Origin of the sequence: Cohnella sp. SGD-V74, assembly GCF_003001675.1 — a bacterium.
Classification (GTDB): Bacteria; Bacillota; Bacilli; order Paenibacillales; family Paenibacillaceae; genus Cohnella.
In genome coordinates this window covers 100871-126255 of the sequence record NZ_PVYW01000026.1, presented here as the reverse complement: position 1 = coordinate 126255, position 25385 = coordinate 100871, and the positions used below count along the sequence as shown (strand labels likewise).

The window sequence follows — 25385 nt, the reverse complement described above, 5'->3', positions numbered from 1 at the left end:
AGCTTGAGTGGCTAGAATGGAACTGTAAATATATGAAATCAAAGTAATAGGAATACAATCCAGTTCACTATGTGAGCATTTATGCAACGCTAGTGGTCCGAGGAAGCTTATTTTACGGATGGCGACGACTGGAGAGACCGGCCTTCGCAGCTTCCCTACAGCTTGGAGTTCTTCTACTTGCCGCTGAGCAAGCTGATGAACAATCTGAACGACTTTAACTGGACGGAACTGGATCGACGGCTTGAAGCGGTAGCCTCCAGAGGCAACCACGCCGTATTCAGAGTGTATATGGACTATCCGAACAAGCCTTCGGGAATCCCGCAATTTCTTCTGGACGAGGGTCTGCAAACGTACGAATACCCGGAATACAACAACGGCAAGGATGCCACAAGCCTGGCGCCCGACTACAACGACGAGAAACTGATGGGAGCGTTGGAAAATTTCATTCAGGCTCTGGGGGCGCGTTACGACGGCGATCCTCGCGTCGGGTTTATTATGATCGGATTGATCGGTTTCTGGGGCGAATGGCATACGTACCCTTATGACGGGAACATCCAATCGCCGAACCTGATGCCGTCGGACGCCAATCTGAAGCGGGTTCTTGCCGTTATGGACGATTCGTTCGACCGTACGCAGCTCGTCTTAAGGTATCCGATGGACAGCAGCGTGTTGAAAACGAAAAATTTCGATGTCGGCTACCATGACGATTCGTTTGCGTTCCAGACGCTCCCGCCGAGCTTGGGCGGACAGGGCTGGCATTTCTGGGGCAGAGTGAACGACGCGGGGGTCACCGAGTTTTGGAAGAAAAACAGCATGGGCGGAGAAATGAGACCGGAAATTCAGGTGAAAATGTGGAACAACGATCCGCCAATATACAATGAACCGTCGACGCCGATTGAGGGGGCGCAGGGCGAGGACTACTACACAAGTCTGAACTTGACGCATGCTTCCTGGCTGATTGCGCAGGGAATCTTCCAAACGCCGCTGGACCCTGTGCCATTGGCGAGAGCCGCTGAAGGCTCCCGCAGAATGGGGTACGAATACTATGCGCCTGCCGCTTATCTGGATGCGTCGGATGGCGCTCTGAAGGTAGGCGTGGAGCTTGAAAACAGAGGCGTGGCGCCGTTCTACTACGACTGGAAGGTCGAGCTTGCGGCCAAGTCGGGAGACGGCATCGTCAGCATATGGGAGCCGGGTTGGGATCTGAAGGGCATTCTCCCGAATACGAACGGCTTCGACCACAACAAGCTGTTCGAATCGACGGACAATCCGGCACTAAGCAACGGCAGCTATGAAATCTGGATGCGCTACGTCAACCCGCTGGAGCAAATCAACGCGGACGCCAACAAGTTCCGCTTCGCCAATGCCGGGCAGAACGATGACGGATGGCTGAGTCTGGGGAGCGTAGAGGTCGCGAACAGCGCTGCTCAAGCTCCGGCAAGAGTAACCGGTTTAACGTCGAATACGTCTAGCCGGCTGCAATTGTCCCCGGGTTCAAGCGCTCAAATCAATGTAGCCGTTGAACCTGCGGAGGCCGGGAATAAGCGGGTCGTATGGTCCTCGGCAGACTCTAAAGTGGCCTATGTATCTGCAACGGGTCTGGTCAAGGCGGCAGGTGCTGGACAGACCGTGATTACGGCCAAATCCTCGGACGGGAATCTGGAAAAGCGATTCGATGTGACGGTGGCGGCTGGCGCCGGTTCGGGTTCGTCCTCCGGCGGCTCGTCGACGACGCCTGCAACGCCGGCTCCCGAGCCGCAGTCGGAGCTGACGGACGACGGAGTCAAGCTGGGCAAGGATGCGATCACAACCGTTCAGTCGAAAAATGAGGACGGCGTAACTGTGACGACGGCGACTGTGGATGCGAAGAAGCTTCGAGAGGCTTTCCGCGTTCTTCCGGACAACGTAAATGCGGTCATTATCGAATTGAACAATGACGGCGGAAGCGTAAAGGTCGATATTCCGGTCTCCGCGTTGGCGGAGGCGATGGCCGAGCTGCCGGGCGCGTTGATAACGGTGCGAACGGATTTCGGAAACTACAGCGTGCCGGTCAAGGCATTAGGCGTGGCGGCTTTGGCGGAGAAGCTTGGCGCGAGCTTTGAAGAGATGACCTTGAGCATCTTTATTAACCGAGTCGCGGGCCATGCGGCGAAGCTGCTGTCCGAGCAGGCGGACCGGGAAGGTTTGGAACTGCTTGGTCCTGCCCTCGATTACCGGATTGAGGCCCAAGCGAACGGACGGTCGATCGAGGTGACCGACTTCGGCGGCGCTTATCTCGAAAGAACGGTGATTGTCCCGGGAGCATGGGACCCGTCAACGACGACCGCTTTCGTATTCGACCCGGATGCGCGGGCATTTCGGTTCGTTCCGTCCCTGCTTCTCAGCAGCGGCGGCAATACGGAAGTCGTCATCAAGAGGAACGGAAACAGCCTGTATGCCATAGCTTCGGGAAGCAAATCTTTCGCCGACGTTCGCGGTCATCGGGCCCAGTCGGACATCGAACTGCTGGCCTCCAAGCGGATTATCAACGGAGTCTCGTCCAATCGCTTTTCACCCGACAAACCGATTACCCGCGCGGAGTTTGCAGCCATGCTCGTTCGCTCCCTTGGTCTGACTTCTCCGGCTGCAGCCGCCTCCTATAGCGACGTAGGCGACGGAGAGTGGTTCGCGGACGCGATTGCAACGGCGGCCGATGCGGGACTCGTCAACGGCTACCGGGACGGCTCGTTCAAACCGAATGAACGGATCACCCGCGGCCAAATGGACGTTATCCTGTCCAGAGCTCTGGACTATGTAAGCGGCCGCCTTGACGGAGAAGGATCGGCCGGCAATTCGGACACCGCGGCCGATCCCGCCGCCTACGCAAGCCGTGCCGAAGCCGTTGTCGGCATCAAGCGATTTCTACAGTCCGTACACTTTATTAACTAATAGTAGATTAAACGAGGACTGTCTTATAAGTAAGGTCGTACAAGATTATCGATGAAAAAAGGATGGCATCTATCTCCCGGAGACTGCCTCATACGGTCCTGAAACCACCTTATCTCGGGTTTACCCATTCAGGTTTCAGGATCGTATAGCAACGGAGGGAGATAGATGCCTGTGACATCCATTCATCGATAATTGTTTGGTACGACCCTTTTTTACTTATGATACAGCCCCGTTCTATCTACCCGCGACAGATTTGGTGTAGACTTGCATTAAGGCTCTATGACGAAGGAGTGGCGCTTGGCGATGAAAGCGGCCGTTATCGGCGGAGTCGCGATCCTGTTCGCGTCTCTGGCCTACATCCTGTACAGTCAATTTATCGGTCCCGACCCATCCGATTCTCCGGGTGCGCGCAATGCCGAATTGGCGGATCAGCAAGCGGAAGGCGTACCGGAATCGTTCGTCACCTTGAAGGTGATCATGCCCGGGGATCTGTCGGCGCGCATGGGCGATTTCGTGGAAAACGAATTAAACGATCGGCTGGTCCGAGATTTAAATATGAAGCTGGAACTGACGTATATCCCGTGGTCCAATTACCAGCAAAAGGTGGAGCTGGCCTTATCGACCGGAGCGAAATACGACTTGTTCTGGTACGGGGCGCCGTTCGTCTCCGTGTATTACACGAAAGGTTACATCCAGCCCTTGGACGAGCTGCTCGACCGGTATGGACGGGATCTCGTCAAGCATATTCCCGACGAGAACTTCAAGATGAACCGGATCGACGGGAAGCTGTGGGCGATACCGTCCCAGGCGTTCACGTCCGCGGGGAAGTTCTCCTCCGTCATGGTTCGCCAGGACTTGCTGGAGAAGGCCGGCATGACGGACATTCGGACAATCGCCGATCTGGAGCGATTTTACGAAAGCATGCACGCGATAGATCCGAGCTATTACGGCTATTTGGAAACGGATCGCGGGCATGAAATGCTGTGGCGCGAACTGACGGATCGCAACTACTCTTCGCTGGACGAGCGAATGCTGTTTATCGTCGATGAAGATTCCGGAGAGATTCTAAGCTACGTGGAGTCCGATCTGTACAAAAAGGTCGTTCAATTGCGCGAGTCGTGGGTGGAGAAGGGGATCATCGACAAAAACTTGGTGGGCAACCCGTCGGCCAAGATCGATCAGGAAAATGCGGGCAAGCTCCTTTTTCGCGTAGGCGCGGTGTCTCGGGCAATGGAAAATCTGCAGACGGCTCGCAACGCCGATCCGAATGCCAGGCTTCGCGAGTATTATCTGGCCAAGGAGAAGCCCAAGTTCATCGTAACCCCGAGCAATGAAGCTTTTATGATCACGGCCGCATCGGAAAATCCAGAACGCGCGATGATGTTCATGAATTGGATTTTGCAGAGCGAGGAGAACTATCGTTTTATCGTCTACGGGGTGGAAGGAAAGGACTATGAGCTGGAAAAAGGCAAAATCAAGCTGCTTACCAACGACCAACTGATGTATGAATGGATGTGGCGCAACAAGGATTTTTTCGTGGCGCCTGCCGGCGTAGAGGACGACATGATTCACGACATGCTCGCGAACGACGAGAATTCCCGCGTCTCCAAGCTGTTCGGGTTCCATTTCAACGAGGCGTCCGTCAAAAACGAGATGGCGCAGGTGATGGCGGTCTACAAGGAAAAATTCGAGCCGATCAATTTCGGCCTCGCCGGTTATGAGGAGCATTACGAGGATGCGCTCACGGCGCTCAAGAAGGCGGGCTTCGACCTGGTGTTCGCCGAATTGCAAAGGCAGTTCGCGGAATTCCGACTGCAACGCTAGGGCGTGTATGCATACACGCCCTAGAGGTTAAGCCCCGAGAGGACGATCGACATGAACAGATTCAGCATCTTCACCAAGCTGATCGCGACTTTGCTCGTATTGCTTATCCCGATCCTGCTCCTGTTTGTCGTGTCGAACCGGACGAGCACGCGCGTCTTGACCGACGAAATCATCAAGGTCAAGCGGTATCAGATCGAGACGTTCGCCAGCCAACTGGATCAGCTGTTTTTCCAACTCGATACGTATCAGAAAATGCTGTACGAAAGCACGGATGTGCGCAACCTGGCTTATCCGGACCTGCTTGACGACGTTCTGGGCAAATATAGAATCAACCGAACCGTCTCCGAGGAAATTAACCGGCTTGCCGGCTACGGCGACTGGAAAGCGGTCATCGCGGTCGTCTATCCCCGTACCGGAATCGTCATCAAGAGCAGCTCCAGCTTGAATGCGCTTCCGCAGGAGCTTCCCAAGCAGGACACGTTCTGGCGGTACTACACCGATCCGGGCGGCGATTATTTCATGGAAGTGTTGTCCTATCCCGACAACCTGGCGGAGACGGACGAGGCGCATATGAGAGTCGTGCTTAAGTTCGGCGCGGCCGCGCTGCGAAGCGCTCTGACCAAATTCAAGGCGAACGGTTCGGGAGACCCGTTTCTATATCACCCCGAATACAGCCCGATCTACAATTATTCCGTCAACTACGGGCAAATTGACGAGTTCCTACCCGGGCTCGGGGGGATCGATCCTTCGACGGACAGCGGCTATATGCTGCTGAAGTCCGATGACACGAATTTTCAGGTTCATTATCAGAAGCTGGATTCGTTGGGCTGGTATTTGGTCGATTACGTTCCCATCAGCCAGATTATGGCGCCGATCAGCCGGAACCAGCTCATGTTTTATGTTATCAGCGGCATGCTGCTGTTTATGGGTGCATATCTGGCGTTCGTCATGTATCGTAATATTCAGATTCCGTTCCGCAAGCTGATCCAGAACATGAATTTGATCGAGAAAGGTATTTATTCGATTCGAATGGCGGACACGGCCAAGGGGGAGTATCGCTTTCTCTATGACCGGTTCAACTCCATGGCTTCCAAAATCGAGGAGCTGATCGAGGACGTGTACAAGGAGCAGCTCCGGTCGAAGGAAGCGACGCTGAAGCAGCTGCAATCGCAGATCAACCCGCATTTCCTGTATAACACACTGGCCTACATCAAGAGCATGATCGAGCTGAACGAAAACAAAGCGGCAATTTCGATGACTATGAATCTGAGCAAATATTACCGGTACACGACGAAAACGGGGAGCAAAACGGTACGGCTGAAAGAGGAGCTGGAGCTCGTCCACTTCTACCTGGAAATCCACTGCATGCTAAGAGACGATTTCGAATTCGAAATCGAGATCGACCCGCGGATGGAAGAGTTGGAGGTTCCGAGGCTGATCGTGCAGCCGTTGGTCGAGAACGTCATCATTCACGCATTTAACCATCATTCAGGCTACGGCATGATTCGAATCCGGTGCTGGAGGGAAGACGGCATGAACCATGTCGCGGTCGAGGATACGGGCACGGGAATAGAGGATTCGGCGATCGAGTCCATCAGAAGGAAGAGTCATACGATCAACGAAGAAGAGGAATCCGGGCTGACCAACGTTCATCAACGTCTGCGGTTAACGTACGGCGGCGGCTCGGGCTTGCGGCTCAGCAAGTCGAAATTGGGCGGGCTGTGCGCCGAATTGTGCTGGAGCGACAGGGAAGACGCGTCTTGACCGAGGGGGACGAACATGTACGAAATTTTGATCGTGGACGATCACACGCACTTGGTCGACAGTCTGGCTATCGGGCTTCCGTGGGAGCAGATGGGCATCTCCAGCGTCTATAAGGCCTATTCCGGAGAAGAGGCGCTGGAGCTGCTGAATTACCGTTCCGTCGATATCGTGGTTACGGATATTCAGATGAACGGAATGAGCGGACTCGAACTGATCGCCCGGATGAACGAGAAGTGGAAAAATACGAAGGCCGTCATCATCACCGGATACGACGAGTTCCAATACGCGAAGGAAGCGATCCAGCAGCAGGTTTGCGATTATTTGCTGAAGCCGGTCTCGAACGAGGATTTGGAAAGAACTCTTCGCCATATTATCGGCAAGATTACGGAAGAGGGCAAGGAGTTGCTGAATCAGCAGCGCTTCTCTTACCGATTCCGGGAAAGCTTGCCCAAGTTAAGAGAATTGTTCTTGTTCGATCTGCTGTCCGGCAAAAATTATCCCGCATCCGTCCTGAAGGACAAGCTTCAGCTGTACGAGCTGCCCTTCCATGTCGATAGGGAAGCCATTCTCTTGTGCATGAGAGTGGAGGAGGATTCGAACGCGGATCTATACAGCCTGTCGTTGATCGAATATGCCATGTTCAACATCGTGGAGGAAGTTTTTTCGAACCAGTTTCATGTGCTCTACTGCAAAGATTCGTACGATTATTTGATTTTCCTGGTCCAACCCAAACCGGCGGATAATCAGGCCAATGACGGCTCCGATCTGATAGAAGACTTGGCGAGGCTTTCCCAGCATCAAATCAAATTGTACTTAAAATCGAAAGTATCCATCGTGCTGAGCAACCGGGGCGGATTTCCGCAAGAAGTTCCGTCGATGTACCACTCCGCTTTATCGATCTATACCGACTATATCGGCTATCAGACGGAAAGCTTTTTTCATGCGAAGCAGAAACAGGAAGCATTGGAAATTCAGCCGCTGGCGGAGCTGTATCGTCCCCAGACGTTAATGGAGCTGATCGATCTCGAGCAGTGGACGGCTTTCGAGAACAAGCTGACCCGGATCTTCGACGAGCTTGAAGAGGCAGGCGCCGGCGCGCGCGAATACGGGCTTGAAATCTACGTTACTTTATTGCAGGCCTACTCTTATTACTTGCATAAGAAAGGCAAACGGATTTTCGACGTATTCGGAAGGGATATCGAGAAGATGCTGAAGCTCGACGCGAGCTGGAGCGTGGAACCGTTAAAGGAATGGGCCTTCGGCAGCTACGTCCAGATCAAAGCTCACAGCAGCAGCTTCTCGGACAATATGCGATCCGATCTGATGCAAAGAATCCGGTCGTTCATTCAAGGCCATCTTCAAGAGATTACCCTTCAAGCGGTAGCGGATCACGTCTACCTGCATCCGGTATACGTATCCAACCTGTTCAAGCAGGAGTCGGGAGAGAACTTCTCGAATTACGTGCTTCGCCTGCGAATGGAGAAGGCGGTTCAACTGCTGAAGATCAAAGATTTGAAGATCAGCCAAATCGCGCACGAAGTCGGCTACCAGAAGCCTCAGTATTTTATCAAGCTGTTCAAAACCCAGTACGGAATGACTCCGCAGGAGTTCAAGAACAATACGCTGTAAGAGAGAAGAGACCGGCAATCGCCAAGCGGCCGCTTGAGCGCAGCTCCGGTCTTTTCGTTATGCGCGCTTGGGCAAATCGGTCGTGATGGGCGGCTAAGTCGAACTCCGCTCCACCAGACTCGCGGGCAGGCTCACTCGCTTGGGAAGCATCGTGCTTCCTTTGATTCGCTCCAGCAGAAGCTCGACGCCGACGATGCCGATCTCCTTGGTCGGGACGTGAATCGTCGTTAGCGGAGGGTTGGAGTATTTGGACATCTCGATGTTGGACAGGCCGATGACCGCGACGCGGTCGGGCACGGAAATTCCGTTGCCGTACAGGCTGTTCAAGGCTGCCATCGCCATCAGATCGCTGGCCGCGAAGAAGGCGGTCGGCAGGTTGCCGCTCTTGCACAGCGCGTTGACCTTGTCGATGCAGGTCACTTCGTCCCATTGGCAATCGATCACCCAATCTTCGTTCACCGACAGTCCGGCGGTGTGCAGGGTGGAGTAGTACCCCCGATAGCGCTGGCTCTCCCGAATGTTCCCCTTATGTCCGCTTCCTCCGATGTAGCCGATGTTCGTATGCCCTTTGTCGATCAGATGGCGAACGGCCATGGACGCCACATGGTGATGATCGTACCCCACGTTGTCGATTTCCCATCTCTCCGTATCGATCCCGACGATGTAAGGCACTTTTTTGCGCAAATATTCGTACGTATCGTGGTTCATGGATTCCATAAGAATCAGTCCGGTAATCGGCTCGCCGAAGGTGTTCAGCAAAATGTGTTTCTCCTCCAACTCCGCTCCGGTGCGAATGAAGGCGACGTCGAGCCCTTCGGCGAGCAGTCTCTCTTCCACACCGGACAAGATCGACATGAAGTACGGGTCGTTGTATTTGTTTTTCGTGACGCTCAGCACGCAGCCGATCTTCGTATTAGACAACTCCCGAGAGGCGCGCTTCGCGCTCGACGAAATCTTGTAGTTCAGCTGGCTCACCGCCTGCAGCACCCGCGAACGCGTTTCCTCCGTGATTTTATATGTCGTATCGTTATTTAATACCCGCGAGACGGTTGCGGTCGATACGTTCGCTAGTTTGGCGACCTCTCTAATGGTACTCATGACGGCGATCTCCTTTGTCAAGTGACGTATGTTTCCATTTTAGCATGCATTTATGCAAATCACGACCCTTTTAGTCACGGATCTACGTAAATGCCAAATTCGTTTCTTTGCTTTTGTTACGTTTGTTACGTTGGTGCGGCGAAAATGTTGTCGAGAATGCGGAGAGAAAGCCGTTGAAATGGCGTATTCAGGCGTTTTTATGAACATGTACCTAAAAATGAGACCTAAATTTCGTAAGCGAAAACTTGAAAATACGGCTTGCAAGATCGATATTCGGTGATATAATTGCATCATAAAGATTACTAAACAAGTGTACCACATAAAGTAACAAAAGGGTATAGTTACGTTGAATGTTCGCAGAAATTCGAGTCGGGAGGGGTCGCGTATGAGAAAGGCCGTAACCGTGTATCCGAATAAGCTGGACGGAATGATCGCCAATCCCGGAATCGGGTTTACGGCGGCTCCCGGGTTAATGGGCGAGCTTGACGAGGTTTTCGACAATCGGGGAACGCGGGTCGGGAAGTTCAAGTTTACGGAGGACAGCCGCACGTGGAACCATCCGGACAGCAAAGTGATGTATATCGGCGCGAGATGGAAGGACATAGAGGTCGAAAAAGGCGTCTACAGATGGGAGCTGCTGGAGGAGAAGCTGGAGACGGCCAAGTCGCTCGGATGCACGGCGATCGTGCGCTGCTCTCCGTACGCCTTGCGGGAGGAAGAGGATATTCCGGGATGGTTTCGGGCGGAAGCTCCCGAGGAGCCGGAGTTTCCTTTCTGGAAAGTCGATCCGGACCGCACGCCGTATGCCGACTACTGGTCGGCCTTCATCCGAGCGTTCGCCGCGCGCTTCGACGGCCATCCCGTCATCAGCTCGGTGGACCTGGCCATCGTCGGGGCTTGGGGCGAGGGCGGGGGCACGGAGTTCATGGATCCGGAAGGCATTCGGCGCATCGTCGACGCCTACGCGGAAGGATTCAGGACGACTCCGCTTCAGGCGCTGCTGCACGATCCGCAGTCCGTCAAGATCATCAAGGCGAGCAAAGCCGGCGTCGGGTTCCGCGTCGATTGCCTCGGCGACATGGGCGGCTTCCATGGCCAGGAGTGGTCGCACATGACCGACTTTTACCCGCAAAACATCGTCAACTTCGATATGAGAGACGCCTGGGAAAAAGGGCCGGTGCTGTTCGAGGCCTGTTGGCATATGAACGATTGGTACCATCAAGGGTGGGACATCGACTACATTATCGAGGAATCGCTGAAGTGGCATATTTCTTCCTTCAATAATAAAGGCACGGTCGTTCCCGAACCTTGGAAGATCAAGGTGGAGCAGTGGGTGAACCAGATGGGCTACCGGTACGAGCTGCGCAAGCTGACCTACGACTCCGAAGCGCAGGCGGGCGGGCAGCTTCAGATCGAAGGGCTGTGGGCGAACGTCGGCGTGGCGCCGATCTACAACCGTTACCCGCTCGTCGTGCGGCTCGTCGGTCAAGGGCGGACGGTGACGCTGCGCAGCCGGGAAGACATTCGCCAGTGGCTGCCGGATCGGGATATCTGGTGGGAGGAGAAGCTTGAGCTTCCCGACGATCTTCCCGCAGGGGAATATGAGCTGGAGCTCGGCATCGAGACCGGTGTAGAGGAGATCGGGAACGTCAGGCTCGCGATCGAAGGCTGCCGGAACGGCTATTATCCGATGGGCGCGCTGACCGTGGAGAGGGGGACGGGCGCATGACGAAGCCGACCTTTCGGGAATGCGTTGCCTATTGCGAATTCGACTATGTGCCCGAGGGCCTGGAAGAGAAGTACGTCTCCTATGAGGCGGAGACGGACCGGGAGGCTGAACTGATCCCGCGAGAATTTCTGAATCGGCTGCTGGAACGGTACGAGCTTCCCGCCGAAGCGAGGGCGCGCATGGAGGAAGCGCTTGAGGAGATCGAGGGGGACGGCGTTCTGCTTCCTTTCACGAAGTTTCTCGTGAAGACGCTGTGCGCCGCGCGCAACGACTGCGATCCGGCTCCCTACAACGTCATGACGCCGGGCTGCATGAAGCGGCATGGGGAATGGTACTCCTTCCTGCTGCTGCTGGCCTGCGTCGAGCCTTCCGTGAAGCGCCTGGAGAGCCGGGGCGTGCCGCTCGCCGATTACGAGAACATTCCGCATCAGCCGCTGAAGACGCAGCTGGAGAAAATCGCGGCATCCGGCAATCCCGCCGTGCATGACTTTCCGTGGGTGATGAACTTCTATACGTGCTCGATCTTCCGACTCGATCGGTTCCTCTTCATCCCTTACCGCTTTGAAAGCGCATTCTCCATGTTCAGGCACAGGGAGACGAACAAGGTCGCGGCGCTTCGGCACGCCGGAGAGACGTTTCGGTCCGACGGACAGCTGGACGGCATTAACGGCGTATTTGATGCGGAAGGGCGTTTCGTCTCCGTATGGGACGAGGATGAAACCGGCATTACGGCCAACCGGATCAATCCGCTCGGCTTCGTGGAGAGGGAGCCGATCCGCATCGTCAAACGGGAATGGGAGTCTGCGCTGCTGAAGGGCGACCTGCTGCTGGCGCTGCATATTCCTTCCGGTCCCGGCTATACGCCGGAGCGGCTGAAAGATTCGATGGCGATGGCGATCGAATTTTACGGCAAGTATTTTCCGGAGATGCCGATCAAGGGCTTCTGGAGCGAGAGCTGGCTGTACGATTCGCGGCTGTCGCTCGTGCTGGACGCCGAGGAAAGCCGCATCGTCCAGGTGCAGCGGCAGCTGTACAACTATCCGATCGACGACGGGGACGGCATGCTTCGCTACGAGCTGTTCGGGGATCGCTCGGCCGATCCGCTCGGCGGCGACGTGCCGCTGCGGACGTCGCTGCAGCAAGCGGCCGCCGGCTACATGGCGACGGGGGCGAGATTCAATACGCTCGGGATGATCGTCTTGAAGGAGGACATTCCCGCGATCGGCGGCATGCCGTATACGACCTTGGAAGATTTGGAACAGTTCCGCCAAGCCGTCGACAGCCATCTGCGGGGGAGGGACGCTAATGGGTAAATATTCGCTGGAAAACTACGAACGGTACAAGACGGTCAAAATCCGGCCGGAACCGCCGGAAGAAGCTTATGTCCATGGAGGCCTGATCACTTACGTCGACGGCTCCTGGAAGGAGCTTGAGCCCGAGCGCGGAGTATATCGCCTCGAACCGCTGCTCGAAGCGATCCGTTCGGCGGAGAAGCCGGTGCTTGCGCTCTCGGCGGAAGCGCCGGATTGGGCGGGAGACGAAGCGGCGGACAGCTACTCCGAGTTTGTTCGGAAAATCGGAAGCCTCGCGGATTCGGACGGACGTCTATACGGAGTTCTGATGACGATGCTGACGGATGGCGAGGAACAATGGAACGCATACGTGGAAGCCTTCGGAAAAACGACCCTGTTCGCGGATTTGCGGCAGGAACGGTTGATCCGCTACCTTCGGGAGCAAGGCCGGGAATTCGGCCTGCGCATCGTCTGCGGAGAGGACAATTGGCTGAACTGCTGCGAAGCGATCGCAAGGCAGCGGCTAAGCGAGGTATGGAAGCGCAAGCCGGTGCTGCTGCACGTTGTCGATCCGGAGTGCGGGCCGAACGTCCGCAGGGAAGCGAGGCGCTGGCACGCGGCGCTCTCGAACGTGGACGCCGGGCTCGGCTGGAACGCCGGCCTGCGGAGATTCATTTACCCGAGTGCGGTTGCAAGCGGAGGAAGCTTGCCCGTCCGGCTGTGGCTGGTCAATACCGGAACGTCTCCCGTATATGAGGATTTGGAATTGAAGCTGCGGCTCGTTCGCCGGGACGGAGGCGAAAGCTATGAAATTCCGTTGCAGGCGCGAACGAGCGAATGGACGGTCGGAGACATCGTTCATAACGAGATCGCGGAGCTGCCTGGCATGCCGGAGGGCGCCTACGTCGTAGGCATCGGGTTGTTCGACAAGGAGGGACGGCCGATCCGGCTCAACGTTCGCGGGGATCATGCGGACGGCTACTACGACGCGGGAGAAGTAAGCGTCGAGCGGGTCGACGGAGATCCGCTGGCCAACGCATGGGATACGTATTATCCGGAAGGCTATTATCCGCTCGAAGATCCTCAGGCTCCGCAAACGGAACAATGATCGATCCGACGGCTTGGCAGCGACATCAGGAGGGGATGGCATTGAAACTGGTTTTAATCGGAGCGGGACAGCGGGGCATGATCTACTCGTCGTCCGCTTCCCGGCGCGCGGAGATCGTCGCCGTCGCGGAACCGCACGAAGGAAGGAGACGGGCGGCCGCGGAGCAATTCGGCATTGCCGCGGAGCGGCAGTACGCTTCCGCCGAGGAGCTGTTCCGGCAAGGCAAAATCGCGGATGCGGTTATCGTCTCTTCCATGGACAGGGATCACTACGAGCAGACGATGCGGGCGCTCGAGCTGGGCTACGACATTTTGCTGGAGAAGCCGATCTCTCCCAGCCCGCGGGAATGTGTGCAAATCCAGCAGAAGGCAAATGAGAAGGGACGCAAGGTGACCGTGTGCCATGTCCTTCGCTATACGAATTTTTTCGCGGAACTCAAGCGGATTATCGACGGCGGCGAGCTGGGCAAAGTCGTGACGATCCAGCACAACGAAAATATCGGCAACTTCCATATGGCCCATTCGTTCGTACGGGGCAACTGGAGGAGAAGCGATCTGTCCAGCCCGCTGATCATGCAGAAATCGTGTCACGATATGGACATTCTGGCCTGGCTCGCGAATAGCGAAGCCAAGCGGATCTCTTCCTACGGAGAGCTGACCTTCTTCAAGGAGGAGAACGCTCCGGAAGGAAGCACAGACCGCTGCCTGACTTGCCCGGCGGCCGACAATTGCCGATTCGACGCCAGGAAAATGTATTTGCCGATCGCGGGCGGCTGGCCGGCTACTGTCCTGTCCGAGGATCAATCGGAGGAAGGGCTGCTCAAGGCGCTGGAGACCGGGCCGTACGGGCAATGCGTCTTCCGCAACGACAATGACGTCTGCGATCATCAGGTGTCGATCATCGAATTCAAGAACGGCGTGAAGGTGACGTTCCATCTGAGCGCGTTCACGAACAAAATGCACCGCACGATCAAGATCATGTGCGAGCACGGGGAAATTCGCGGAGACGACGCGCAGAACCTGATCGAGGTGACGAAGTTCTCGTCCAACATGGCGGAAGCGGTGGAGCAGAGGGTCATTCGTCCGGCATCCGTCTCCGGAGGGCATAATGGCGGGGACGAGGGGCTGATCCACGATTTCCTGAACGAGCTGGAGCGCGGAGGCAGCGACAGCAGATCGTCCATCGATAAATCGGTCGAGAGCCATGTGATGGCTTATGCGGCGGAGAAGGCCAGATTAACCGGAACCGTCGTGGACATGGACCTGTTCAAGCTGGAGCTGCGCGAAGCCGTGCTGTCGTAACGGCAGGCCGGACGAGGAAGGGGGAGACGGACAATGATTGCGGCAAGAGAAATGCCCGAAACGAAAAAAAGCCGTCAGGGCGCTCTCCACGAGCTGAAGAGACACAAGATCCTGTACCTGATGTGCATTCCGGGCCTGATCATTCTGATTATGTTCTGCTACGTACCGTTCGCGGGAATATGGATGGCTTTCACCGATTTCAACGTCGTGGACGGAATATTCGGCAGCAAGTTCGTCGGGCTGGACAATTTCAAATACTTCTTCTCCAGCAGCATGGGCTGGAAGGTGACCTACAATACGCTGGTCATCAACTTCTTCGGCATCGTTCTCGGCATTATCTTCCCGATCACGATCGCCGTCCTGCTGAACGAGATTCGCGGCAAAGCGTTCAAGAAGCTGACGCAGAGCATGATGTTTTTCCCGTACTTCATCTCCTGGGTCGTCGTGGGCGCGATCATCTACGGCATCTTCTCTACGGACGTAGGCGTCGCCAACGGCGTTCTCGCCTGGTTCGGGATCGACCCGATCCGCTGGTATTCGGAGCCGAAGTATTGGAAGGAAATCATCATTCTGGCGAACGTGTGGAAGTGGAGCGGCTACAACTCGATCATCTATCTGGCGGCGATGTCCAGCTTCGACGGCAGTCTGTACGAGGCCGCCAAGGTGGACGGGGCCAACCGGCTGCAGCAAATTATGCGCTTGACGATTCCGATGCTGAAGCCGACCGTCATCGTGCTGACGCTGCTGAGCGTAGGCCGCATTTTCTACGGGGATTTCGGCATGATCTATGGTATCGTCGGCAACAATCCGGTGCTGATCGACGAGGTGACCGTCATCGACACGTACGTCTATCAATCGATGCGGACGCTCGGCTTCTCGTATTCGACGGCGATCGGCCTGTTCCAGTCCGTCATGGGCCTCATTCTGATCACGCTGGCCAACGGGGTGGCCAAGAAGGTCAACGACGGGGAGGGGCTGTTCTGATGCAGACGAACGGACGGCTTCACGACCGGCTCGTATCGAGCTTCGCCTACGCGTTCATTACGCTGTTCGCGCTGATGTGTCTGTACCCTCTTCTGCTGACGTTAAGCGTCTCCTTCTCGTCGGAGCAGGCGATTGCCCGCAGCGGGTACTCGATTTTTCCGCAGGATTTCAGCCTGGACACTTACCGTTACATTTTCGTCAACAGCGGAGACCGGATCGCCAGATCCTACGTCGTTACTATCATCGTGACGATCGCGGGCACGCTGGGCGCCCTGCTGCTTACGAGCATGGTCGCTTACGCGATATCGATCAAGAAGCTCAGGTATCGCAATGTGATCGCGTTTATCTGCAATTTCACGATCATTTTCTCCGCGGGTCTCATTCCGTGGTACATCGTCAGCGTCAACTATTACGGCTTGAAGAACAGCATGCTGGCGCTGATCGTGCCTTCGATCTTCAACGTCTGGAACATGTTCCTGCTGCGCACCTATTTCGCGCATATCTCGCCTTCGCTCTACGAAGCGGCGGAGGTTGACGGGGCCAACCATTTTACGATCTACTGGAGAATCGCGCTTCCGCTGAGCAAAACCGCGCTGCTGACGGTCGGGCTCATGTACGCGCTCCAGTATTGGAACGATTGGTGGCACGCGCTCATTTTCATCAACGACAGGGATTTGTTCCCGCTGCAGTACTTCCTGTACAACATTCTGTCGAACGTCAACGCGATCAGCTCCGGACGAATTCCGTCGGGCGCTTCCGGCAGCATCACGCTCCCGGCCGAAACGGTCAAGATGGCGGTCACGATCATTACGATCGGCCCGATCCTGTTTCTGTACCCGTTCGTGCAGAAGTATTTCGTGAAAGGGATCATGACCGGCGCGGTCAAGGAATAGCGTGCCAGCCGTAACGGCTTTTATATAGATGCACGGACAAAGACCGAGGAGGGTTATGGACATGAATTTGAAAAAAATGCTTGTCTTATCGGTAATTTTGGTGCTGATCGCATCCATGGCGTCGGCGTGCAGCGGCAAGAAGGAGGAGTCGTCGGGCGGAGGGAAGCTCGAGAAGGTCACCTTCCTGTATCCGGGAGAAGAGACGGACCGCTTCGGGAAGTTCATCGACAACGAGCTGGCCGAGAAGCTGGCCAAAGACATCGGCATCCAGCTGGAAGTCGTGTTCGTCCCCTGGTCGCAGTACTGGGAGCAGAAGGACATTATGCTGGCTGCCAACGAGCCGATCGACCTGTACTGGGACGGCTTGCCGGACCTGTCGACGATCGTCAACAAGAAGCAGGCTCAGCCGCTTGACGAACTGATCGAGAAGCACGGCCAGGACATGCTGAAGGTGCTGCCGATGGAGCAGCTGCAAGGCGCGAAGATCGGCGGGCAAATCTATGGCATTCCTTCCGCCTACGCACCGTCGTCCGCGATGTACCAACTCGTGGCGCTGCGCCAGGACGTTCTGGATGCCGTCGGCATGACGGACGTGAATACGCCGGACGATCTGAAGGCTTTCGCGACCAAAGCCAAGGAGAAGTTCCCGCAGCTGAAAGGGCCTGCGGACATTATTTTCAAGCCTCTGACGCGGTATTTCACCGACGAGCAGTATAACTGGGTCGCGGTGGAGGATCTGGTCGTATTCGGGGAAGACACCAAGAAAGCTTACAGCTACTTCGAGACGAAGGCGTTCCAGGAAGTGGCGAAATTCAACCGTTCCATGTATCAAGAGGGACTGTATTCGGAGGATTTGACGATCAAATACAACGAGCGGGATTCCCGCATGCAGACCGGTCTCTATCTGTGGGTGGAAGGCTCGCTCGGCAAGGAAATGGAAATCATCAACTCGGTCAAGGCAAACGCGCCGGAAGCCGAATTGAAATCGTACTTGCTGGCGGAAGACAAACCTCGCTACATTACCGCTACCGGCGGCGAGGTGCTGGGCATCCCGGTTACCGCTCCGAATCCGGAAGGCGCGATGAAGTTCATCAACTGGCTCTACTCGTCGCAGGAAAACTATTTGTTCGCCCTGTACGGAGTCGAAGGCCAGGACTACGAGATCGCGGACGGAAGAATCAAGAAGCTGACGTCCGACGAGTTTTTCTACGAATGGATGTTCCGCAACCAGAATTATCAGCTGTTCGCTCCGGACGTGTCGCAGGAAGCGATCGACCAGTACAAGAGCTGGGACGACAAGGCGGTTCTGTCCGAATCGATCGGCTTCCGGTTCAACAACGAGAAGGTGAAAAACATCGAGACGGCTTTGCGGGAAGTCGCCGGCAAGCAGTTCGCCGCGATCCGCTCCGGCTTCGTGGACTTCGATGTCGAGTATCCGAAGGCCGTCAAGCAGCTGAAGGACGCCGGAATCGACGAGTACGTCGCCGAGATCCAGCGTCAACTGGACGAGTTTCTGGCCAACAAGTAAATAGAAGCTGGTTTGCAAAAGCGCCGGTCGGAGGTCTATCTCCGATCAGCGCTTTTTGCCGCGGAAGAGGGAGCCGACGTAGAGCAGCGTGGCGACTCCCCCCTCGATGGACAAGGCGATGACCGGGAACCAGAAATCCAGATAAGGCGGCCACTGTCCGAATTTCTCCGTAACGCTCAGAACGGGAAGGACGACGAAGAAGGGGCTTAGCGCATACACCCACGGCTTATAGCTTTTCGTTCGGAACAGTTGGGAGCAGCCTAGCGCGATGGAATAGTACAGCGTGGCGTACGTAATGAACGAACCGGAGACGAACACAAGCAGCGTCAGCACCTCAATCCGTTCGAAAATGATCAGCTTGGTAATCCGGGTGAAGACGTAAAGCGGATTTTCCATCTGGCTGGCCATATGGACGCCCATGACCGCTATGCTGTACAGCAAGTAGCCGGTCATAATGAGCGCGCCCAGCAGCACCGCGCTGACTTTGACCTTCAGCGTCTTGCGAGGGTGCGCCAGGTGGGGCATCAGCATGCCCATCAGAATGCAAATTCCGAACCAGCTGGCGGGATAGATGGCTCCTCCCAGCGCGGGGCCGAAGCCGTCCTCGAACTGCGGCAGCAGGTGGCGAAGCTCGACGATCGGAATGGAAGTGGAGAACAGAATGACCGTCGAGATCAGGATGATCGTTCCGAGAATGAGGCTTAGCCTGCCGATCGTTTCGATGCCTTTGGACGCGGCCCAGCCCGAGCACAGGGTGAGCGTCCCCGAGAAGGCGATCAGGGGCGTGTCGGGCAGCAGGGAGCTGGACAGAAGATCGCTGTAGATCCAGATGGCCGTCACGCAGACGCCGCAGAAAAACAGCAGCACGACGAAGCTGAACAGATTGCCGACCGGTCCGAGAATGCTCCGGGAATATTCGACGATCGACTTGCCGGGATATTTCAACCCGAGACGATACAGCAGACAGGCGACGTAGACGTCGGTTGCCGCCCCGAGCGCCATGGACAGCCACAGATCCTGCTTGACCTTGGGAATCAATTGGGAAGGCACGGAAAAGAACGTAAGGGAGGCGATGGACACGAAAATGATAAAGAAAAACTGGCGTTCCGAAATTTGCTGTCTGTGCAATGCGCTCATTCCTTTTGCGGGAGCCGGAACGACTCCTTAATGGAGCAGTCCCGATCGTTTGACCTCGAAGGAGACGGAGATGTCCGCATCCAGGCCGCGAATCTCCTCGTCCCAGTCGGGCTTGCGTTTTTTCCATTCCGCCGGCATGCGTCGGTGAAGCGTCTCCCCGAATCCGATCACGTCGCTGCCGAATTGACGAAACACTTTGTCTATCGTTTTCTCGATCGCGGTTGTCAATTGCCGATTGAGCACGTCCCGGAGCATCGCATGCTCCGAACCGAAGTGCAGCGGCACGGTAGCGGTCAGCACCTCCGCTTCGCCTTTGAGGAGCAATTTCATGGAAAGCCGTCCTCCGCTTAGCACGGGTATCAGCTTGGCGCGGACGGAGTGCAGGCTGAAGCTCACGCTCTCTTCCTGCGCGAGGTCGGTGTGGAAGCTTCCGCGGCGGCTGGCGCCGGTCAGCCAGTTGACGATCTGGCTTTCCTCGCCGCTCAGCCAGCCGACCATGCGGTCGTTCTTGAATACGGCCGTATCCCCGATCTCCATAATGTCGCTCTTGCCGCTCTTATTGAAGGGACCGATGCCTGGGCTTACGGCCTGATAGCCGGTCTGGTTCAGACGGGGGAGGAACTGATACATTTGGACGTCCACTTGGAGCGGCCTCTTCCAATCGCCCTCCAAGTACTTCCTCCATTCATCGGCCGGAACCGGTTCCAGTTCCATCGCCTTATCCAGCACGTGCCGGGCCGGCATCCTCGAGACGAGCACCCAGCTGTTCAGGTTTTGGTTCGTTTCCCTCCAAAAATAATCAAGCGTATCGTCCAGACCGCGGCGGGCGAACTGTTCGCTGATCAGTACGACTTTGGTCTGGGGGAAAAAGAGGCTTTTCTTCGCCTGGTGCTGAATGCGCTCTACCGCTTCCTGAATCGTAACGCCGACGGCGTCGTAGTTGACGAACGGCCTGCGCTGCTGGCTTCCTCCTCCGGCCGCAACCGGCAAGGTCGGGTTGGACAGCTGGAGCGTCACCCGAATCATATTGTTCTTCGCGGGGTCGAGCCCGATCGCGGATACGATGGTCAGTTGGTCGAAGTTGATCTGCCCCCAACAGCCGCTGATCAGCGTAACCGCCAAAAGGCAAATACCGGCTTTGACCGCCTTCATTGGCTGCATCTCCTTCGGCTGGGTTCTGTTATTTTCGGTTTTTGTTCAAGGCGAACCAAGGGATGCGAAACACCATTTTTAAAAACTCTTTTTTCCGGAACGGGGCGAACGGAGCCAAATACGGCGTCCCCAGCGACTTGATTGAAGACAGATGGATGCCGAGCAGGAACAAGCCGATCATGATGCCGTACAATCCGAACATCGAGGCGAGCAGCACCATTCCGAACCGCAGAATGCGCACCGTGCCGGACAATGAGATGGATGGGATCGTGAACGATGCGATCGCCGTGGCCGCGACGACAATAATGGCAGGGGAGGAAATGATGCCGGCCTGCACGGCCGATTCCCCGATGACCAGCGCGCCGACGATGCTGATCGCCGAGCCGATCGAGCGCGGCATTCGAACGCTCGCTTCCCGGAGCACCTCAAAAGTTAATTCCATCAGCAGCGTCTCCATCAGCACGGGGAACGGCACGCCTTCGCGCGCGGTCAGAATGCTGCTGAGCAGCTGCGGCGGAACCATCTCGGGATGGAAGGTCAGCGTTCCGACGTAAACGGATGGCAGCAGCAGATTCATCAAGAAGCCTACGTATCGCAGCCAGCGGATAAACGTCGCCACGGGATAAGCCAAATACAAATCCTCGGTCGTTTTGAGCAGATGAGCGAGCGTACAGGGCAGCGCAAGCGCGAACGGCGAACCGTCCACGAGGATGGCGATGCGGCCTTCCATGAGAATGCCGGCAACGTCGTCCGGCCTCTCCGTGCTGTATACGGTAGGGAAGAAGGATCTCGGGCTGTCTTTGATCAGTTCCTCGATATACTGGGATTCCAGTACGCCGTCGATATTCACTTTGCCGATCCGTTTCATGACTTCCTCGACCATCTCGGGCTTTGCCCTGTCGTGGATATACAGAACGGCGACATGGGTATGGGAAACCGAGCCGACCACGAGCTTGTCGACGCGGACGCTTTCGCTGCGTATTCTGCGGCGCACCAGCGAGACGTTCACGTCAAGCGATTCCACGAAGCCGTCGCGAGGTCCGCGCACGACGGTGGAGGACGGGGCCTCCTCGATGCCGCGGCTGTCGAGGCCTTGGGTCTGAATGACGGCGATGCCCGCCGCTCCGTTCAGAAACAGCAGCGTCCAGCCGCACATGAGCGAAGCGATCGCTTCGTCCGCCGTGCTCACGACCGCCGCTTCGGGAGCGGAGATAACGGAACGGCACAGTTCTTCCAGGCATTCGGACGGTTCGTCAGAGGGCAGCGGCAAGGTTTGCATGGAAAGCAGGGGCGAGAGCGTTGTCAGCTGCAGCGTCCGCTTGTCCACCAGGTTGTCGATCCACATCAGCAAAGCCGGAACCGCCTCTTGGCCGATGCGGCATTCCCGCGCAACGAGATCCGAGCTTTCCCCCAAGCGGAGCTCGATTTCCCGTCTCCGTTCGGACAAGGCGTATGGGTGTCGTTTCGTCATCTTGTCTCGCCTTTACAATGGGATGGTCAGAAGGGCTGACGCCTACTCTCTGTATCTCCATTTTTGGGGGGTCTAATTCGTTGCGCGTAAACAATGCGCGATAGGGGATCGCTCGAAGAGGGAATCGAAAATCCGGGGATCGGGCGGGTCGTTTTTTGTCATGCGGGTCCGACAAACATACCGATAGATGGTAGAATAGTGGGGAGGGAAAAATTTCTAATGCCAGGAAATCGCTTGTTCTATTCGGCTGAGGGGAGAGAAACTCAATGACGTGGTCCAGATTCGCCTTATCGCTGCTGCTTCTGCTTTTTGCCGGGGCGGAAGGGATGGCTCGCGCCGACAATCCGGCTGTTCATCCGACGAACAATCGGAACGCGCTGTTTCACTCGGCCGCCGCTTCGGCCAAGCCGGAGATAAAGTGGAGCATCAATCTGAAAGCCAGAGTCAAGAGTATGGTTATCGATTCGAAAGGGAATTTGTACTTGCTGTGCGAGGAAAATTACAAGAGCATACTGAACGCCGTTAGTCCGAAAGGGAAGCTTCTGTGGTCGCGGCCTCTGGAAATGAATGCCGGACGGGGCTTGAGTCTATATCAGGACCGTTATTTAATCGTTGCGGGAGACCGGGGCACGGGCTCTTCAATCGGGATTTCCGACGACGATCCGAACAAGGTAGTGGCGGACTACGCGGATACGGTTCTGTATCGGTACTCGACTGACGGGACGTTGGAATGGGGAAGGACTTTCGAGGACACGATCATGTCTTTGCACGGCGACATCTCGATTGACCAAGACGGGTTGATCGCGTTCACCGGAGAATATCTCGCCATTAACGAGGATTACGAAAAAGTTAGCGATTTGATTACGACGAGAACCGAGGTTAAGCTGTTTGGCGTGACCATGGACGGAGAAGCCGCATTCGAAACGATTATCGAGAAATCGGCCAAATCGGACAAGCCAATCCACTTCTCGTCCCCGCTGTTCGTTAACGGAAGCATCTATCTCGCGTCTTCGGTCGGCTATAGGGAACAGGTGAGCAAATATATGCAGATCGGAAGGTTCGACAAACGCGACTTAACGAAGTTTTCCAAGAAGGGACAAAGAGTAGGACGGGTTTCTTTTATGGGATATCGAAACGGAGATCCGGTATACGCGAATGGGCGGATTTACGTTGCGGGGCAACTGTTAAACGCGTTCGACGAGAACTTGACGCTGCGGGAAACCTATCGCCCAAGCGCAGGCGCATTTCCCGACGGGAAGCCCGTTATCGGCCCGAACGGTCAAATCGTCTACGATCACGCTGTTTTTAATTCGACGGGGAAACAGCGGTGGAACTTCAATCCCTACGTCAACAAGTCCTTGAGATGGATCTCTTATGAAGATCCGGTCATGGACGGCCGGCAAAATCTGTTGATGACCTGTCGGAACTTCAAGACGATGAGTGGAAAAGACAGCGCCGTCACGTCTATAGATCTGCGTACCGGGCGAACAAACTGGACGATCCCGATATCGCACGTTTTGGATACGCCGCCGGTCGTAGGCTTGGATGGGACGGTGTACGTAGCGGGAACGAAGTTGTTCGCGCTCGGGCTGAAGGCTTAAGGCTCGAAGCCTTCCCGGCTGACGAAGATCCGGTCGGCGGGGAACGCCAGGCTCAGTCTTTCCAGGACGATGAGGTGGGCTGCCGGGCGATTCCATTCCGCCAGGTTCAGCTCGTCGTACAGCGCGTGGATGCCCAGAGTGCGTGTACGCTTGCCGCCGCTTCCGTCGCCCATGAAGTAGTCGTCCACGCAGACACGATCCGTTACTTGGGCGAGCAGTTCCGGGAATCGTTCGGTGCTGGGCAGGACGGGAGCGACCGCCGCCTGGGTCGGAATTCCGGCTTCGGAGAGTTCGCGCAGCGCCTTCATTCGGGCCGGAATCGGCGGGGCGTAAGGGGCGAAAGCTTTGCGAATATCCTCCCGGTCGGTCTCGATCGTCATGCTGACGCGCACGCGGTCGCTCATGAGCCTGAGCAAGTCGACGTCCCGGGTCACAAGGGGGCTGCGCGTCTGTACGAGCAGGAAGTCGGGCGGTTCCTCGATCATGGCCTCCAGCAAGGATCTCGTCACCCGTTCCTTATGCTCGACAGGCTGATAAGGGTCCGTGCTGGACGACATGAAGATCGTCACCGGACCTTTCGCTTTCGCCCTGCGCAGCTCCTTGCGCAGAAGGGCGCCCGCCTCCCTTTTCACGTCCACCCATTCGCCCCACTCTCCGTCCCTAAACAAGTTCACAGGCATTTGCCGCACGTAGCAGTAGGAGCAGCCGAAAACGCAGCCCGTATACGGGTTCAAGGAATGCGTATATCCGCCCAAGAAGCCGGTTCCTTTGTTAAGCAGCGTCTTGGGGAGCTTGTATTGCACGTCCGGTTTCATCGCGACCTCTCCTTTCCGGAATTCTTCTGGATGACCGTCTCTCCGACCGCCTTTTCTATCACTCAGTATACCTCCGAATGCGAGCGTATGTACGCTTTTTTGATGAAAAAGCAACATTTCGTTACGGTAAGCGTTGCAAACGGGGGGATTGTTCGAAGCCGCGTTTTTCTACGACTGACTAAATGGTGTTCATGAGCGTACTCACTATGAGGGAATTTTGCAAATCGAGTTGTTCTAAGAAATCGAGTAATTCCCCTCAAACGGCGCTCAAACGGAGGGCGTTGTTCTAAGAAATCGAGTAATTCCTCGCAAATGGCACTCAAACGGAGGGCGTTGTTCTAAGAAATCGAGTAATTCCCCCCAAACGGCGCTCGAACGGAGGGCGTTGTTCTAAGAAATCGAGTAATTCCTCCCAAACGGCGCTCAAACGGAGGGCGTTGTTCAAAAGAACCAGCCGCAGTTTTTTCCCGAGGCAGGACGGCGCATTATCTGCTATGATACGGTTAAGGCCCTTTTCGGAGGGTCTATTTTCTTATTAGGAGGAATCGGTCTATGAAATCGTTGTTTAGGCTGCTGACGGAGTACGTATCTGCGGGCAAGGAGGGGGAAACTCTGTATGAGCCATAGTTCAGAGGCGGCGTTCCGCGAACATTTGCTGGAGCAGTTGGCTTATTTCGATAAGGAAACGTCCGAGTTGCTGAGAAAAGCGTATCCCGATCTGGCCAAGAGGGATGCGATTCACGAGCTGATAACCGGTTACTGCGATCATATTCAAGCTTATTTGGACGGAGATATTATCGGCGAGACGGACGTCTGCGTATGGATCGGCTCGGTCGTTACGATCGTCGACGAAACTGATGGTTCGGAGGAGCGTTACAAAATCGTGCTGCCGCACGAGATCGACGCTGATCTCGGCTACATTTCTTTCTTGTCGCCGCTGGGCAGCCGTTTGCTCCTCGCTCGCAGGGGAGACCGGATCGAGGTGGATTCCCCGGCCGGCAGCTATGGCGTCCTTCTATTCGAGACGGTATATGGATGATAAAATGAGACAGCTAGATTCAGGAATGAGTCGGCGAAAACGGCGAAAATGAAGTAAATGGCGGTGTTGCAGGGGCTATCCCTGCTGCACCG

18 protein-coding genes are annotated in these 25385 nt (G+C 56.0%); 13 read left to right on the top strand and 5 right to left on the bottom strand.

Going from position 1 to position 25385, the window contains the following annotated elements:
- The first annotated feature begins 177 nt into the window (after positions 1-177).
- The 4 genes from B0G52_RS30555 (at position 178) to B0G52_RS30540 (ending at position 8145) form a co-directional block, all read left to right on the top strand.
- Positions 178-2928, top strand: coding sequence for an S-layer homology domain-containing protein (locus tag B0G52_RS30555; RefSeq protein ID WP_143762674.1), 2751 nt, complete (start codon positions 178-180; stop codon positions 2926-2928).
- A gap of 303 nt (positions 2929-3231) precedes the next feature.
- Positions 3232-4752: an ABC transporter substrate-binding protein gene (locus B0G52_RS30550; protein ID WP_158223958.1), complete on the top strand. Its 1521-nt coding sequence runs from the start codon at positions 3232-3234 to the stop codon at positions 4750-4752.
- Between the two features lie 51 nt (positions 4753-4803).
- Positions 4804-6516 carry a sensor histidine kinase gene (locus tag B0G52_RS30545; RefSeq protein WP_094050211.1) on the top strand — a complete coding sequence of 571 codons (1713 nt, stop codon included), beginning with the start codon at positions 4804-4806 and terminating at the stop codon, positions 6514-6516.
- A gap of 15 nt (positions 6517-6531) precedes the next feature.
- Positions 6532-8145, top strand: a complete 1614-nt coding sequence (locus B0G52_RS30540; RefSeq protein ID WP_094050210.1) for a response regulator transcription factor — start codon at positions 6532-6534, stop codon at positions 8143-8145.
- 93 nt (positions 8146-8238) lie between these two features.
- Here B0G52_RS30540 and B0G52_RS30535 read toward each other — a convergent pair whose 3' ends face one another.
- Positions 8239-9243 carry a LacI family DNA-binding transcriptional regulator gene (locus B0G52_RS30535; protein WP_094050209.1) on the bottom strand — a complete coding sequence of 335 codons (1005 nt, stop codon included), beginning with the start codon at positions 9241-9243 and terminating at the stop codon, positions 8239-8241.
- 385 nt (positions 9244-9628) lie between these two features.
- On the opposite strand from B0G52_RS30535, the gene B0G52_RS30530 reads away from it, so the two are divergent.
- From B0G52_RS30530 to B0G52_RS30500, 7 genes are all read left to right on the top strand, one after another.
- Positions 9629-10972, top strand: coding sequence for a DUF4832 domain-containing protein (locus B0G52_RS30530; RefSeq protein WP_094050208.1), 1344 nt, complete (start codon positions 9629-9631; stop codon positions 10970-10972).
- Positions 10969-12285 (top strand): acyltransferase domain-containing protein, encoded by a 1317-nt coding sequence (locus B0G52_RS30525; RefSeq protein ID WP_094050207.1) that lies wholly within the window; start codon positions 10969-10971, stop codon positions 12283-12285. The genes B0G52_RS30530 and B0G52_RS30525 overlap by 4 nt, the downstream gene beginning before the upstream one ends.
- Positions 12278-13372, top strand: a complete 1095-nt coding sequence (locus B0G52_RS30520) for a DUF4832 domain-containing protein (protein WP_094050206.1) — start codon at positions 12278-12280, stop codon at positions 13370-13372. Before B0G52_RS30525 ends, B0G52_RS30520 begins: the two co-directional genes overlap by 8 nt.
- A gap of 41 nt (positions 13373-13413) precedes the next feature.
- A complete protein-coding gene (locus B0G52_RS30515) occupies positions 13414-14673 on the top strand; it encodes a Gfo/Idh/MocA family protein (RefSeq protein ID WP_094050205.1) in 1260 nt (419 codons plus the stop codon).
- 33 nt (positions 14674-14706) lie between these two features.
- Positions 14707-15657, top strand: a complete 951-nt coding sequence (locus B0G52_RS30510; RefSeq protein ID WP_233163213.1) for an ABC transporter permease — start codon at positions 14707-14709, stop codon at positions 15655-15657.
- On the top strand, positions 15657-16550 hold the full coding sequence (locus B0G52_RS30505; protein WP_198960763.1) for a carbohydrate ABC transporter permease: 894 nt from the start codon (positions 15657-15659) through the stop codon (positions 16548-16550). Before B0G52_RS30510 ends, B0G52_RS30505 begins: the two co-directional genes overlap by 1 nt.
- Positions 16551-16611: 61 nt before the next feature.
- Positions 16612-18078, top strand: a complete 1467-nt coding sequence (locus B0G52_RS30500) for an ABC transporter substrate-binding protein (protein ID WP_094050204.1) — start codon at positions 16612-16614, stop codon at positions 18076-18078.
- 45 nt (positions 18079-18123) lie between these two features.
- On the opposite strand, the gene B0G52_RS30495 is transcribed toward B0G52_RS30500, so the two are convergent.
- The 3 genes from B0G52_RS30495 to B0G52_RS30485 are packed head-to-tail and all read right to left on the bottom strand — an operon-like array spanning position 18124 to position 21838.
- Complete coding sequence (locus tag B0G52_RS30495) at positions 18124-19206, bottom strand: GerAB/ArcD/ProY family transporter (protein WP_158223957.1); 1083 nt, start codon at positions 19204-19206, stop codon at positions 18124-18126.
- 36 nt (positions 19207-19242) lie between these two features.
- Complete coding sequence (locus B0G52_RS30490; protein WP_158223956.1) at positions 19243-20367, bottom strand: Ger(x)C family spore germination protein; 1125 nt, start codon at positions 20365-20367, stop codon at positions 19243-19245.
- 28 nt (positions 20368-20395) lie between these two features.
- Positions 20396-21838, bottom strand: coding sequence for a spore germination protein (locus tag B0G52_RS30485; RefSeq protein WP_094050201.1), 1443 nt, complete (start codon positions 21836-21838; stop codon positions 20396-20398).
- Positions 21839-22104: 266 nt separating this feature from the next.
- On the opposite strand from B0G52_RS30485, the gene B0G52_RS30480 reads away from it, so the two are divergent.
- Positions 22105-23439, top strand: a complete 1335-nt coding sequence (locus tag B0G52_RS30480) for a PQQ-binding-like beta-propeller repeat protein (RefSeq protein WP_094050200.1) — start codon at positions 22105-22107, stop codon at positions 23437-23439.
- On the opposite strand, the gene B0G52_RS30475 is transcribed toward B0G52_RS30480, so the two are convergent.
- The gene (locus tag B0G52_RS30475) at positions 23436-24254 is read right to left on the bottom strand and encodes an SPL family radical SAM protein (RefSeq protein WP_094050199.1); all 819 of its coding nucleotides are present in this window, start codon (positions 24252-24254) and stop codon (positions 23436-23438) included. The two genes, B0G52_RS30480 and B0G52_RS30475, sit on opposite strands and share 4 nt — an antisense overlap.
- A 616-nt stretch (positions 24255-24870) precedes the next feature.
- Between B0G52_RS30475 and B0G52_RS30470 the strand changes: the two genes are divergently transcribed.
- Positions 24871-25293, top strand: a complete 423-nt coding sequence (locus B0G52_RS30470; RefSeq protein ID WP_094050198.1) for a GreA/GreB family elongation factor — start codon at positions 24871-24873, stop codon at positions 25291-25293.
- The last annotated feature ends 92 nt before the right edge of the window (positions 25294-25385 follow it).

Coding starts and splice junctions, on each gene's coding strand:
- B0G52_RS30550 (WP_158223958.1), top strand. CDS start 3,232: ATGAAAGCGGCCGTTATCGGCGGAGTCGCGATCCTGTTCGCGTCTCTG.
- B0G52_RS30545 (WP_094050211.1), top strand. CDS start 4,804: ATGAACAGATTCAGCATCTTCACCAAGCTGATCGCGACTTTGCTCGTA.
- B0G52_RS30540 (WP_094050210.1), top strand. CDS start 6,532: ATGTACGAAATTTTGATCGTGGACGATCACACGCACTTGGTCGACAGT.
- B0G52_RS30535 (WP_094050209.1), bottom strand. CDS start 9,243: ATGAGTACCATTAGAGAGGTCGCCAAACTAGCGAACGTATCGACCGCA.
- B0G52_RS30530 (WP_094050208.1), top strand. CDS start 9,629: ATGAGAAAGGCCGTAACCGTGTATCCGAATAAGCTGGACGGAATGATC.
- B0G52_RS30525 (WP_094050207.1), top strand. CDS start 10,969: ATGACGAAGCCGACCTTTCGGGAATGCGTTGCCTATTGCGAATTCGAC.
- B0G52_RS30520 (WP_094050206.1), top strand. CDS start 12,278: ATGGGTAAATATTCGCTGGAAAACTACGAACGGTACAAGACGGTCAAA.
- B0G52_RS30510 (WP_233163213.1), top strand. CDS start 14,707: ATGATTGCGGCAAGAGAAATGCCCGAAACGAAAAAAAGCCGTCAGGGC.
- B0G52_RS30505 (WP_198960763.1), top strand. CDS start 15,657: ATGCAGACGAACGGACGGCTTCACGACCGGCTCGTATCGAGCTTCGCC.
- B0G52_RS30500 (WP_094050204.1), top strand. CDS start 16,612: ATGAATTTGAAAAAAATGCTTGTCTTATCGGTAATTTTGGTGCTGATC.
- B0G52_RS30490 (WP_158223956.1), bottom strand. CDS start 20,367: ATGAAGGCGGTCAAAGCCGGTATTTGCCTTTTGGCGGTTACGCTGATC.
- B0G52_RS30485 (WP_094050201.1), bottom strand. CDS start 21,838: ATGACGAAACGACACCCATACGCCTTGTCCGAACGGAGACGGGAAATC.
- B0G52_RS30480 (WP_094050200.1), top strand. CDS start 22,105: ATGACGTGGTCCAGATTCGCCTTATCGCTGCTGCTTCTGCTTTTTGCC.
- B0G52_RS30475 (WP_094050199.1), bottom strand. CDS start 24,254: ATGAAACCGGACGTGCAATACAAGCTCCCCAAGACGCTGCTTAACAAA.
- B0G52_RS30470 (WP_094050198.1), top strand. CDS start 24,871: ATGAGCCATAGTTCAGAGGCGGCGTTCCGCGAACATTTGCTGGAGCAG.